The sequence below is a fragment of the Collinsella sp. AF14-35 genome (genome assembly GCF_003464565.1).
GTDB lineage: Bacteria > Actinomycetota > Coriobacteriia > Coriobacteriales > Coriobacteriaceae > Collinsella.
This window is the reverse complement of the sequence record NZ_QRZD01000007.1, coordinates 53,881-66,612: the sequence shown is the minus strand read 5'-3', so window position 1 is coordinate 66,612 and position 12,732 is coordinate 53,881. Positions and strand designations below refer to the sequence as shown.

10 protein-coding genes are annotated in these 12,732 nt (G+C 60.0%); all 10 read left to right on the top strand.

What is annotated here, in order from left to right; translation table 11 throughout:
• The first annotated feature begins 4 nt into the window (after positions 1–4).
• The 10 genes from uvrC to DWW12_RS03895 all read left to right on the top strand — a co-directional run bounded on the left by uvrC (position 5) and on the right by DWW12_RS03895 (position 12,671).
• Complete coding sequence (uvrC, locus tag DWW12_RS03940; protein WP_117855076.1) at positions 5–1,945, top strand: excinuclease ABC subunit UvrC; 1,941 nt, start codon at positions 5–7, stop codon at positions 1,943–1,945.
• Between the two features lie 365 nt (positions 1,946–2,310).
• Positions 2,311–3,924, top strand: coding sequence for an ABC transporter substrate-binding protein (locus tag DWW12_RS03935; protein WP_035138897.1), 1,614 nt, complete (start codon positions 2,311–2,313; stop codon positions 3,922–3,924).
• 157 nt (positions 3,925–4,081) lie between these two features.
• Positions 4,082–5,038 carry an ABC transporter permease gene (locus tag DWW12_RS03930; RefSeq protein ID WP_055251823.1) on the top strand — a complete coding sequence of 319 codons (957 nt, stop codon included), beginning with the start codon at positions 4,082–4,084 and terminating at the stop codon, positions 5,036–5,038.
• 3 nt (positions 5,039–5,041) lie between these two features.
• Entirely contained in the window at positions 5,042–7,057 is a 2,016-nt protein-coding gene (locus DWW12_RS03925; RefSeq protein WP_035138893.1) for a dipeptide/oligopeptide/nickel ABC transporter permease/ATP-binding protein, read from the top strand.
• The gene (locus DWW12_RS03920) at positions 7,058–7,885 is read left to right on the top strand and encodes an ABC transporter ATP-binding protein (RefSeq protein ID WP_089573612.1); all 828 of its coding nucleotides are present in this window, start codon (positions 7,058–7,060) and stop codon (positions 7,883–7,885) included.
• A gap of 80 nt (positions 7,886–7,965) precedes the next feature.
• Positions 7,966–8,943 carry an acetylxylan esterase gene (locus DWW12_RS03915; protein ID WP_117855075.1) on the top strand — a complete coding sequence of 326 codons (978 nt, stop codon included), beginning with the start codon at positions 7,966–7,968 and terminating at the stop codon, positions 8,941–8,943.
• Positions 8,936–9,787: an acetylxylan esterase gene (locus DWW12_RS03910; RefSeq protein ID WP_117855073.1), complete on the top strand. Its 852-nt coding sequence runs from the start codon at positions 8,936–8,938 to the stop codon at positions 9,785–9,787. Before DWW12_RS03915 ends, DWW12_RS03910 begins: the two co-directional genes overlap by 8 nt.
• Before the next feature lie 68 nt (positions 9,788–9,855).
• Complete coding sequence (locus tag DWW12_RS03905; protein WP_035138887.1) at positions 9,856–10,776, top strand: dihydrodipicolinate synthase family protein; 921 nt, start codon at positions 9,856–9,858, stop codon at positions 10,774–10,776.
• Between the two features lie 172 nt (positions 10,777–10,948).
• On the top strand, positions 10,949–11,914 hold the full coding sequence (locus DWW12_RS03900; RefSeq protein ID WP_022094876.1) for an ROK family protein: 966 nt from the start codon (positions 10,949–10,951) through the stop codon (positions 11,912–11,914).
• Between the two features lie 70 nt (positions 11,915–11,984).
• Complete coding sequence (locus DWW12_RS03895) at positions 11,985–12,671, top strand: N-acetylmannosamine-6-phosphate 2-epimerase (protein ID WP_022094877.1); 687 nt, start codon at positions 11,985–11,987, stop codon at positions 12,669–12,671.
• Positions 12,672–12,732: the final 61 nt, after the last annotated feature.

Below are 12,732 nucleotides of genomic sequence, written 5' to 3'. Positions count from 1 at the left end.
ACGCGTGGCAGGTCACGACAACATTCCAACACTTGCCGAGCAGGTTTCGCGCGTTCCCACGCAGCCCGGCTGCTACCTTTGGAAAGATGCCAAGGGCGATGTCATCTATGTGGGTAAGGCAAAAAACTTGCGTGCCCGTATGCGTCAATACGTGACGCTGCAGGACGAGCGTCAAAAGATTCCGCTCATGATGCAGCTCGTGGCGAGCTTCGACTATATCGTGGTGGAGACCGAACACGAGGCATTGGTGCTCGAGCGCAATCTGATTGGCCAGTACCATCCGTACTTTAATGTCGATCTCAAAGACGATAAAAGCTATCCCTTTATCGCCATTACCAAGAGCGACTTGTTTCCGGCTATTAAATACACGCGAGAGCGTCATAAACCGGGAACGCGCTATTTTGGCCCCTATACCGATAGCCGTGCGGCGCGTGAGACCATCGATACGCTACGCAAGGTTATTCCTATTTGCTCGGCTTCCTGTGCGGAATGGCGCCGCTGCCGCCGCATCGTCGAATCTCATAAGGGCGAACAAGACATCGTCAATATGATTTGCGCGCAAAACGGGCGTCCCTGCTTTGACTACCATGTCGGGCGCGGGCCGGGCGCATGCGTCGGTGCGATTTCCCCTGCCGACTATGCCAAGAACGTCAAGCGTGTCGAACGTTTCTTGTCGGGCCATCGCAAGGATGTCGTCGACGAGCTTACGTCCGAGATGACGGAGGCAGCCGAGGCGCTCGATTTTGAGCGTGCGGCGCGCGTCAAGCGTCGCCTGGAAGTCATTAGGGGCCTGGACGATCGCCAACAGGTCGTTTTTCCATCAAGCGTCGATATCGACGTCATCGGCTTCTATCGCGAAGAGACTATCTCTGCCGCCTGTGTCTTTGTCGTTCGCGAGGGCCGAACGGTTCGAACTTGTGAGTTCATCCTCGATAAAGGCCTGGACGTCGACGAGAAAGAGCTTCAATCGGGCTTTCTTAAGCGCTATTACGACGAGACGGCTGATATTCCAGCCGAGATCAATCTCTCTGTCGAGCTTGAAGATGCCGAAGCGTTGGGGGAGTGGCTTGCGGGCAAGCGCGAGCGCTCTTGCCATCTCCATAGGCCGCAGCGCGGCGAAAAGCACCGCCTGCTCGATATGGCTTCCAAAAATGCGCGCCATGCCCTCATGCGCTACATGATGCGCACGGGGTATGCTGACGATCGCACCAATCAAGCGCTCCTGGAGCTCGAAAGTGCACTGGCGCTGCCTGCGCCGCCGTTGCGCATCGAGTGCTTCGATATCTCGACGTTGCACGGCACTTTTACCGTCGCTTCTATGGTGGTATTTACCAACGGCCGTGCCGACAAGGGCCAGTATCGTCGCTTTAAAATTCAGGCCGAATTGGACGAGGCAAACGACTTCGTGTCGATGTCCGAGGTTTTGGGACGACGCTATGCTCCCGAGCGCATGGCCGACGAGCGCTTTGGCTCGCGCCCCGATTTGCTCGTTGTCGATGGCGGTAAGCCGCAATTGACCGCTGCGATCAAGCAACTTGAGGCTCTTGGGCTCGATATACCAGTTTGTGGTTTGGCAAAGGCCGATGAGGAGGTTTTCGTGCCTTGGGACGAGACTCCAGTCGTGCTGCCGACCGGGTCCGCGTCGCTCTATCTAATTAAACAGGTGCGCGATGAATCGCACCGTTTTGCCATCACGTTCCATCGCGAATTGCGCGATAAAGCCATGACGGTTTCGGTACTCGATGACGTTCCAGGCGTGGGACCCACCAGAAAACGTGCCCTTATGCGCCATTTTGGCTCGATGAAGCGTTTGCGCGCGGCGAGCGAGCAAGAGATCGCGGAAGTTCGAGGCATTCCTGCCGATGTCGCCAAAGCGGTTCACGAGGCGCTCGTTGCATGGAATGCCGAGCGCGCCGAAGCGGCGGCAAAGCAATCCGAAAACTAAACACGCCTCTAAACAACTGATATACATGATTGCGTGATTTTCAATCATTAATTTCACGGCGATTACCAGCCGATTTCGGGTTTTATTAACGCTAAAACGTTTGACTAGCCATGGTGAACAACCCTGCTATCCTGCGGGTTGACGAAGACTGATATCTCACCTCGTCTATACATACTGTCTGGCGAATCGTTTGTCAATGAATTCGGTGAACGGTAGTAAATACCGTTCAAGCGTATGTATGTATCGGTCGCCGAGCGCGGCACCTCAGTTGGGCTCGTCGGTAGGTAAGGTATATATCGTCCGCAAGTTGCGCGGGGGCACGTCTAGGTGCTCCCGGGTAAGATTCTCTATTGATAGGAGAAGACATGGCCATCATCAACAAGGGTATGTCCAGGCGTTCGTTCCTCGGCCTCACCGGCAGCGTCGCTGCTGTCGCGGGGCTTGGTCTCACCGGCTGCGGTGGCAGCTCCAGCGACGAGGGTTCCGCTTCCGGTTCCACCGATTCCGCCAACCGTGGTGGCGGCGTGATCACCGCTGGTTCCGCTTACGCTCCGTCCAGCTTCGATCCCGCCAGCACCGGCTCCGCTGTGGGCCTGGGTGCTAACTGGCACGTCGTCGAGGGCCTCTACGGCATCGATTACCACGACTACAGCACCTTCAACGAGCTCGCCACCGACGATCCCAAGTCTGTGGACGACACCACTTTCGAGGTCACCATCCGCAAGGGTGCCAAGTTCTCCGATGGCACCGAGGTCACCGCTGACGATGTCGTTGCCTCCTACACCGCTTGCGCCGCTTCCGCTACCTATGCTCCGTTCTTCCAGCCCTTCGAGTCCATCGAGGCCAAGGACGCCAGCACCGTGACGGTCAAGACCAAGGTCCCCAATTTCTCCCTGCTCAAGGATCGTCTGGCCATCGTCCGCGTTACCCCGGCCACCCAGACCGAGGAGGATCGCGCCAAGCAGCCGATCGGCTCCGGCCCCTGGATGTACGACTCTATCTCCGATACCGAGATCACCCTGGTTCCCAACCCCGAGTACAACGGTGAGTATGCTGCCGAGGATAAGAAGATCCAGTACAGCATCCTGACCGACCCCACCGCTCGCGTTACCGCTCAGCAGGAGGGCTCCACGCTCGTTATGGAGCTCGTTACCGCTGACGCCGTCGACCAGCTCGAGAGCGCCGGCTGCAAGATCGATAACGTTCAGGGTTTCGGCACCCGCTTCATCATGTTCAACGTCGCCAAGGAGCCTTGGAACAACGTCAAGGTCCGTCAGGCTGTCATGTATGCGCTCGACACCGAGAAGATGGTCAGCAACACCTTCGCCGGCCTTGCCACCGCTGCCAGCTGCTACCTGCCCAAGAGCTTCACCAACTATCATGAGGCTTCCACGGTGTACAAGACCGACGCCAAGAAGGCTAAGAAGCTCATCGAGGAGTCTGGCATCACCCCGGGTGCCATCACCCTGCGCACCACCGACAACGAGCAGATTAAGGGCATGGCCGCCCAGGTCAAGAACGACCTCGACGCTCTCGGCTTCGATGTGACCATCCAGACCGATACCTCGCCGGCCACCTACGCTGCCATCGACGGCGGCGAGGCCTACGATATCCTCCTTGCCCCTGGCGATCCTTCCTGCTTCGGCGCCGACCCCGACCTGCTGCTCAACTGGTGGTACGGCGACAACGTCTGGATGCAGACCCGTTGCCCGTGGAAGGAGTCCGCTGAGTGGCAGAAGCTCCACGGTCTCATGGACGAGGCTCTTGCCGCCGAGGGCGACGAGCAACAGAAGAAGTGGAACGAGTGCTTCGACATCATTGCCGATAATGCCGTTCTGTACCCCGTTGTCCACGTCAAGACCGTCTCCGCTTCCTGGGACGATCCGTCCACTGCGCCCAACGGCGAGGCCCTCGATGGCTTCAAGGGCATCGGCACGACGAGCATGTCCTTCAGGGGCGTCGCGACCGTCAAGGCGTAAGACTCGCTTGAGTCTTTATGCAGGATGTCGGTCGTTGGGACCGTATCCTCATAGTTGAAACAAAGACCCGGGCGGCAACGATGTCGCTCGGGTCTTGTAATGAGTATCCGTACTCATATACCAGTTGGTCCTACCGACAAAAGAAAGGGGAGAGAACGTGAACAACTTGCTACGTTTGATTGGAAGGCGTCTTGTGGCGCTGCCGATCATGGCATTGGGCGTCACCGTCCTGGTGTTCTTCCTTATGTCGTTCTCCAAGACCGACCCCGCCTACACGGCGTTGGGTGACGGTGCCTCGCCCGAGGCGGTTGCCGAGTACCATGAGAAGTATGGTCTGGACGACCCCTGGCCCGTGCGCTACGTGCGCTATATGGGCGATTTGATTCATGGCGACATGGGCACCTATGGTGCTGCTCGCAACTCCGTTGCCAAGCGCATCTCCACGGCCCTGCCCGTCACGATGCAGCTGACCTTCATCGGCCTTGCCATCGGTGCGGTCGTTTCGTTTTTGCTCGGCGTCATCGCGGCACTGTATCGCGACAAATGGCCGGACCAAGTGATCCGCGTCTTTTCCATCGCCGGCTTGGCAACCCCGTCGTTCTGGCTTGCCGTTCTGTTGATCCTGCTGTTCTCTTCCTACCTTAAGGTGCTCCCGGCATCGGGTGCTCTGCCTCACTTCACCACGAATCCGGCTGGTTATCTGGGCCGCATGATTATGCCCGCCATCGCCTTGGCATTTCCCCTGACGGGCCAGATGACTCGTATCGTGCGTACCGCCATGGTCGAGGAGCTCGACAAGGACTATGTCCGTATGGCTCGCGGTGCCGGCGTTCCCGAGAAGGTCGTCGTCGGTATCAACGTTCTTCGCAATGCGCTGATCACCCCGGTCACCACCCTCGGTCTTAAGATCGGTTACCTCATGGGCGGCGCCGTCGTCATCGAGGTTATCTTCAACCTCCCCGGCATGGGCACCGCGATTCTGCAGGGCGTTCAGGGCAACGAGGCGAACCTGGTTCAGGGCGTCGTTATCGTCGTTGCTCTTGCCTTCATCATCATCAACATCGTGGTTGACATGCTCTACCTGCTCATCAACCCGCGCATCAGGACGGTGTAGATTATGGTAAAGATTCGAGAGAAGCAAACCGAGCAGCTCGAGAAGGCTGCCTCCAAGGGGCTCAAGCTCGGTGGCTGGAAGAAGATGACGCTATCTTCTAAGATTGCCGCCGTCGTGCTGGTGCTGGTCGCCCTGACTGCGATTCTGGCGCCCCTTCTTGCCCCCTATAGCCCGGTCGAGATCTTTACGGCTCGCCAGGCTCCCGGCAACGGATTTATCTTCGGTACCGACGATAAGGGTCGCGATATTCTGTCGCGTATGCTCTACGGTGGTCGTTACTCGCTGATTATCGGCTTTGGCGCCACTGCCATGGCTCTGGTCTGCGGCTCGGTCGTGGGCGCCCTTGCAGCGGTTTCGCGCAAGGCCGTCTCCGAGACGATCATGCGTATCTTGGACATCATCATGTCCATCCCGGGCATCGCCCTCGCGGCCGTCTTCGTCTCCATCCTGGGCAACTCCGTGCCGTCGATCATCTTCGCCATCGGCTTTATGTACACTCCGCAGATTGCCCGTATCGTGCGCGCCAACATCGTGTCCGAGTACGGCGAGGACTATGTCCGCGCGGTCATCGTTTCCGGCGCCAAGGCTCCGTGGATTTTAATCAAGCATGTTCTGCGTAACTGCATCGCCCCGATCATGGTCTTCACCGTTACCCTAGTCGCCGACGCCATCATCTTCGAGGCTTCGCTGACCTTCATCGGCGCTGGTATCCAGGAGCCCACCGCTACCTGGGGCAACATCCTCGCCGACGCCCGCGGCGGCGTGCTCGCCGGCCGTTGGTGGCAGGCGTTGTTCCCGGGCCTGGCCATCATGATCACCTGCCTGGCGCTCAACATCCTCTCCGAGGGCATTACCGACGCCATGGCCGCTGCTCCCTCCGCCGCCCTGGATCCGACCGATTCCTCCAAGCGTCGCGAGGCCGACCTGCTGGTCTCCGACCCCGTTCGCGCCTACAAGGAGCAGGCCCAGTCCCTCTCTGCTCGCCTTGGCGCCCTGCGCGATGTCGAGCTCAAGCGTGACGATCGCCATGTGCCCGACGAGTCTGTCGAACCGATTCTCTCGGTCCGTGACTTCTGCATTCAGTTTGAGCATCACGGTGATATCAACGTCGTCGACCATGTCAACTTTGACGTCCGTCCTGGTCAGACCATGGGCCTGGTGGGCGAGTCCGGTTGCGGTAAGTCCATCACCACGCTGGCCATCATGGGCCTGACCGACGACGATGAGCACCTTTCCGGCGAGGTACTCTGGGAGGGCCGCGACCTGCTCAAGATGAGTAAGAAGGAGTGGTTCGGCCTGCGCGGTACCGATATCGCTATGGTCTATCAGGACGCCCTGTCCTCGCTCAATCCCTCCATGCTCATCTCTGCCCAGATGAAGCAGCTCACCAAGCGTGGCGGCACCCGTAGCGCCGAGGAGCTCCTGGAGCTCGTGGGCCTCGACCCCAAGCGTACGCTCGAAAGCTATCCGCACGAGCTTTCCGGTGGTCAGCGTCAGCGCGTTTTGATTGCTATGGCCCTTACCCGCGACCCCAAGCTGGTCATCTGCGACGAGCCCACGACCGCCCTGGACGTTACCGTCCAGAAGCAGGTCATCAAGCTGCTCAACGACCTTCAGGCCAAGCTCGGCTTTGCCATGATCTTCGTCTCGCATGACCTGGCGCTGGTCGCCGAGGTCGCCCATAACATCACGGTGATGTACGCCGGTCAGGTTATCGAGCAGGCGCCCACCAAGGAGCTGCTCACCAACCCGATCCACGAGTACACCCGCGGTCTTCTGGGTTCCGTCCTGTCCATCGAGAGCGGTTCGGGCCGCCTGCACCAGGTGCCCGGCGCCGTTCCGAGCCCGCGCGATTTCCCCAAGGGCGATCGCTTCGCGCCCCGCTCGAGCCATCCGCGTATTGGCCTGGACACCCGTCCGGTCTTCAAGCGCGTGCCCGGCACCGAGCACTTCTATTCCGAGCTCCCCGACGAGGTGCTCAAGGCAAATGGTTTGACCCCTCACGCGGAGGTGATGTAGATGAGCGAGACCGCAGTCAACGGCGTCGAGCCGATCATCTTCCTTGATGACGTCCACGTCACCTTTAGGACCCGTACCGGCTCGATTCTGCACCCTAACCTGGTTCACGCCGTCCAGGGTGTAACGATTAGGCTCATGCCCGGTCAGACGATCGGCATCGTCGGCGAGTCCGGTTGCGGTAAGTCCACCACCGCCAACGTCATGTGCGGCCTGCAGGCCCCCACGAGCGGCAAGGTCTACTTTAAGGGCAAGGACGTTACCAAACGTACCGCCGAGGACCGTCGCCACATGGGTCGCGTCATCTCGGTCGTGTTCCAGAACCCGGCCACGGCACTCAACCCCCGCATGGTCGTTCGCGAGCAACTGCTCGACCCCATGCGCGTCCACAACCTGGGTACCGAGGCCGAGCAGGAGAAGCGCGTCAAGGAGCTCTTGGAGCTCACCGGTCTGCCCAGCTCCGCCGCCGAGGTTCTTCCCGGCCAGCTTTCGGGCGGCCAGCGCCAGCGCGTCGCAATTGCCCGTGCCCTGTCGCTGAACCCCGATGCCATCATCGCCGACGAGCCCACCTCGGCTCTGGACGTTTCGGTCCGCGCGCAGATTCTGAACCTGCTGACCGACCTTAAGAAGGAGCTCGGCCTGGCCATGGTGTTCATCAGCCATGACATCCAGACGGTCCGCTATATCTCTGACGACATCATCGTTATGAATGGCGGCAAGATCGTCGAGCAGGGCGAGGCCAAGCAGGTCTTCCAGCACCCCCAGGACCCCTACACCAAGATGCTGCTCGGCGCTGCGCCGTCGCTGCTGCATCCCAAGCTCGGCGAGTAGCCTCGCTTTCCCTCCCGTGCGCCCGGTTCCCTTGCCGGGCGCACCTCCGTTGCGATTTCGAAAGGTTGGGTTCACGAGCCATGCCAAGTGCTCAGGAGCTACAACATCAATTTGGTGAATATCGAGGCGCCATGCCCCGTCCATCAGATTTCGATCTCTTTTGGAAGGATCGCATGGCCGAGGCCGACGCGGTCGGGCTTGACTATGCGATCGAGACGGCATCGGTCACAGATGCCGTGACCTGCCAGCTTTTCGACCTCTGGTATACCGGCATGTGTGGCGCTCGCCTGCATGCCAAGTACCTTAAACCCGTCTCGGACGAGCCCGTGCCATTGGTACTTCAGTTCCATGGATATCCGGGTGCAAGCCGCAGCTGGTTTGAGCAGGCGTCGTTTGCGGGCATGGGCATGGCACTCATCGCCCTCGACTGCCCCGGTCAAGGAGGTCCCTCCGAGGACATTGGTGGATTTGAGGGCACAACGGTCGCGGGCCATATCGTCGCCGGTATCGACGGCGACCCGGCCAACCTCTACTATGTCCGCTTGCACCAAGATATTCGCATCCTGTGCCGCATCGTTCGCGAGCTCGAGGGCATCGATCTTGCCCGTGTGTTTGTGAACGGCGCGTCGCAGGGCGGCGGTTTGGGCATTGCGACCTGTGCACTTAACAGCGAGCTTATCAATCGCGCCGCCATCCTCTATCCCTTCCTGTCAGATTTCCGCCTGGTCTGGGATTTGGATGCCGACGACATCGCCTACGAGGGCCTGCGCTATTGGTCTCGCTGGTTTGACGAGGACTCGACTCGTATTGACGAAGCCTATGCCAAGCTGGCGTACTTCGATTCCAAGAACTTTGCCCCCATGGTCAAATGCCCCGTGCTGTTTGGCACCGGCACAGCCGATACCGTCTGTCCGCCAGCGACGCAGTTTGCGGTCTATAACAACCTGACCTGTGAAAAGCGTCATGAGTTCTTTGAAGGCTTTGGCCACGAGGAGATTCAGGATTTTGACGATCTGATCATTCCGTTTTTCTGCAAGGGAGGGGAGGCTCATGTCTAAGTGCGAGAGCAATGTCGGCGAGCTGATTGTCTCCGACCTTGTGGGGATTCCCGGGACGGTTTCGTCAAGGCTCTCTGAATATCGGGACTGGCACGGTGATGTTCAGGCAGATGTTTCTGATTTGGAGACATGTGCTTCGAATCTTGAGATTCAAGGCCTGGCCATTACGGCGATTGACTTTGTTAACCCCTGCGCCCGTTACTCGGAGGTTTCCTTTGAGCTTGGTGGCGATGTGGTCCACGCACGCTTGATTGAGCCTGCCGGTCGCGCCCGAGCATCCGAGCTTGTGCCGCTATGTCTGATGTTTCACGACATCGACCGACCCGTGCGGGGATGGCATCACATGACGAGGTTTGCGGCCATGGGATATGCCGTGCTTGCGCTGGACGATGAGGCGATTGGATCCAGCGAGCTGCAGCAGGGGATTGCCTCTCCTGCTTTTGTCAAGCGCGTCCGTTGGGGTTGCGCGATGGCGAAGGTGGCGCGCAATCTTGATGGCGTGGACCCCGACCGCATCTTTGCATGGGGCGAGGGCCTTGGCGGCGGAGTCGCGCTGGCGGTTTCTGCTCTGGACGAGCGGGGCCTCGCCTGCACGGCGGTTGCCAATCCAATTCCCGGTGGCCTCGAGGCGTTGTCGTCTCGGGTGCGTGGATCGGTGCTCATGGGCACATCGCTCATGGATGCCGTGAGCGATCCCAAGGGCCAGTTTGCCGTATTCAACGGTCTTGAGTGTGACCGGAGGCATATCATCTATGCCAAATACGCTCATGAGCGCATCAATGCGTTCGAAAACGAAGTCATCGACTTTTTTAACCAAACGTTCTACCCGTGTTCTTTGGCCTAGACGGCCTGGACACTGCCAACAAGAGTGGGTGGCATAGGGCCGCCCGCCAGACAACTAAGGAGATTCTTGTGGCAACTCAGAAATTCACCGGCGTTATCCCTCCCGTCGTTGTTCCCGATACCGAAGATCACCAGCTCGACGTTGCCTCCTTTGAGCGCAGCATCAACCGCATGATCGATGCCGGCGTCGATGGCCTGTTCTTCCTGGGCTCTTCGGGCGAGGTCGTTTTCTCCACCGATGAGCGTCGTCGCCAGATCATTGCCGAGGCCGTTCGTATCGTCGACCATCGCGTGCCCGTCCTGGTCGGCATCATCGATACCGAGACCGAGCGCATGATCGAGCACGGTAAGGTCGCTCAGGAGCTGGGCGCCGATGCGCTTGTCGCCACCTGCCCGTTCTATGCCCTGCAGGGCATGACCGAGGTCGAGGAGCACTTCCGCATCCTGCACGAGGAGCTCGACCTGCCCATCTTTGCCTATGACATTCCCGTCTGCGTTCACACCAAGCTCCCCTGGAAGCTCCTTGCCAAGCTCGGCGCCGAGGGCGTCCTTGCTGGCGTCAAGGATTCCTCGGGTGATGACATCTCGTTCCGCTACCTCGTTCAGGAGAACGAGAAGAACGGTCATCCGATGAGTATCCTCACCGGTCACGAGGTTGTCGTCGACGGCGCTTACCTCGGTGGCGCCGACGGTTCTGTCCCGGGCCTTGCCAACGTTGAGCCCGAGGGCTACGTGCGCCAGTGGAAGGCCGCTCAGGCCGGTGACTGGGCTACCGTCAAGGCCGAGCAGGATCGCCTCAACGAGATCTCCCACATCTGGGATGTCACCTCGGGCGTCCAGGGCTATGCCGGTGGCGTCGGCGCCTTCAAGACCGCTATGAACCTCATGGGCATCTTCGACAGCCCGACCATGCCGCGCCCGGTGAAGGCCATGACTGGCGAGAACGTCGAGGCTATTAAGAAGGTCCTCCAGGACAACGGTCTCCTGTAAAGCTTTCCCAGGCACCCGACCTCGCCGTTCAACCGTGTGGCCATGACCCGTTAGGTCAATGGCCACACGGTTTCTCGGCGATCTTGGGCACCTGGATAACCTTTACTGCGCTGTGACGGCTAGCCTGACGGCGCATTTCCTGTAGTTGTTTTTATCTCCGAAGGAGAGCGACATGGAGAACAAGTACGTCTGCTCTGTCGATATCGGCGGAACTAAGATTGCGACTGCCATCATGGAGTACCCGGCTGACGGTAGTGTGCCCCATCCCGTTTTTGAGGCCGAGGTTCCCACGGAGGCCCAAGAGGGCGGCGAGGCCGTCTTCCAGCGTATTGAGGCGTCCATCAAGGCTGCTCTCGAGGCGAATCCCGATGTCGAGGTCCTTGGCGTCGGTATCGGTGCCGCCGGCGTCGTCGATCCCAAGACGGGCGCCATCGCGTATGCCAATGAGATCATGCCCGGCTGGTCCGGCGTTCAGTTGGGGCCGCGTCTGCGTGAGGATCTCGGTCTTCCCGTTGCCGTTGTAGGCGACGTGCAGGCTCATGCTCTGGGCGAGGCCCACTGGGGCGTCGGCAAGGGCAAGTTCTCCGTCTTGTGCCTGGGCATCGGTACGGGCATTGGCGGCGCATATGTCGAGAACGGCCGCGTGATGCAGGGCTTCCATGGTGCTGCTGGCCATATGGGCCACATCGAGTGCTCGGCTGCCGCCGGCATTCCCTGCGCCTGCGGGCGTTCCGGCCATCTTGAGTCTGTCGCTTCGGGCACTTCCATTGGTCGTATGTACGATGAGCGCTTTGGCCGCGTCGACCCCAGCCGTCCTTCGGTCGGTCGCGATGTGAACGACCTGTGCCGCGCGGGCGACGCAAAGGCAACCGAGGTCATCCACGACGCCGGCTTTGCGCTGGGCGCCAGCTTGGGCTCGCTCGCTAACATCCTGGACCCTGAGGTCATCGTGCTTTCGGGCGGCGTGATTCACCAAGGTCCCGATTGGCGTTCGCAGACGTGGAAGGATTCGGTGCACGAGGGCTATGCCAGCCAGGCGCTCGATCCGCTTCAGGACACGCCGATCCTCATCGGTTCTCTGGAGGGCGATGCTCCGCTCATCGGTGCCGCTGAGCATCTTCTTGCCTCGTTGAAGTAAACGTATCTGCTGTAGGAGCCTCCCGAGACAACACGCCTCGGGAGGCTGTTCTGAGAAAGGTTGCAGCCTTATGACCGTCGATCCTTTGATTCAATCCCTGAAGGGCAAGCTCGTCGTGAGCGTTCAGGCGTATATGGGCGAGCCGCTTCGTACGCCCGAGACCATGGCTCAAATGTCTCGCGCTTGCGAGCTTGGCGGCGCCGCCGCCATTCGCTGTCAGGGCCTTGCCGACATTGCCGCTATTAAGGGTCGCTGTGAGGTTCCCGTCATCGGCCTGTGGAAGGATGGACACGAGGGCGTTTACATCACGCCGACGCTGCGTCACGCTCGCGCCTGCGTTGCTGCCGGTGCCGATATCGTGGCGATCGACGCCACCGATCGTCCGCGTCCCGATGGCAAGACCGTCGAGGATACCTTCCGCCCGCTGCACGAGGAGGGCGTGCTCCTGATGGCGGATTGTGCCACCATCGAGGACATTCGCCGTGCGGTTGATATGGGCTTTGACCTGGTATCCACCACGCTTTCTCACGGCGTCGCCGCCATCGACTGCACCATGGCCGATGGCCCCGACCTGCCACTCCTGCGTCAGGCGACCGAGGAATTCCCCGGTCTTCCCATCATCTGCGAGGGCCGCGTGCACACGCCCGAGGAGGCTCGCGCTGCGATCGATGCTGGCGCCTGGGCCGTTGTCGTCGGCACCGCCATCACGCACCCCACGAGTATTACGAGTTGGTTCAAGGCTGCGCTTGAGGCGTAAGACAGGCCTCGTATCCGCTCGGGGCGGTATACTCAATATAGGCAATTGACCGCGCGGGATC

Excerpts from the sequence above, each read along its gene's own strand:
- DWW12_RS03935 (WP_035138897.1), top strand. The coding sequence starts at position 2,311 with ATGGCCATCATCAACAAGGGTATGTCCAGGCGTTCGTTCCTCGGCCTC.
- DWW12_RS03925 (WP_035138893.1), top strand. The coding sequence starts at position 5,042 with ATGGTAAAGATTCGAGAGAAGCAAACCGAGCAGCTCGAGAAGGCTGCC.
- DWW12_RS03920 (WP_089573612.1), top strand. The coding sequence starts at position 7,058 with ATGAGCGAGACCGCAGTCAACGGCGTCGAGCCGATCATCTTCCTTGAT.
- DWW12_RS03915 (WP_117855075.1), top strand. The coding sequence starts at position 7,966 with ATGCCAAGTGCTCAGGAGCTACAACATCAATTTGGTGAATATCGAGGC.
- DWW12_RS03910 (WP_117855073.1), top strand. The coding sequence starts at position 8,936 with ATGTCTAAGTGCGAGAGCAATGTCGGCGAGCTGATTGTCTCCGACCTT.
- DWW12_RS03900 (WP_022094876.1), top strand. The coding sequence starts at position 10,949 with ATGGAGAACAAGTACGTCTGCTCTGTCGATATCGGCGGAACTAAGATT.
- DWW12_RS03895 (WP_022094877.1), top strand. The coding sequence starts at position 11,985 with ATGACCGTCGATCCTTTGATTCAATCCCTGAAGGGCAAGCTCGTCGTG.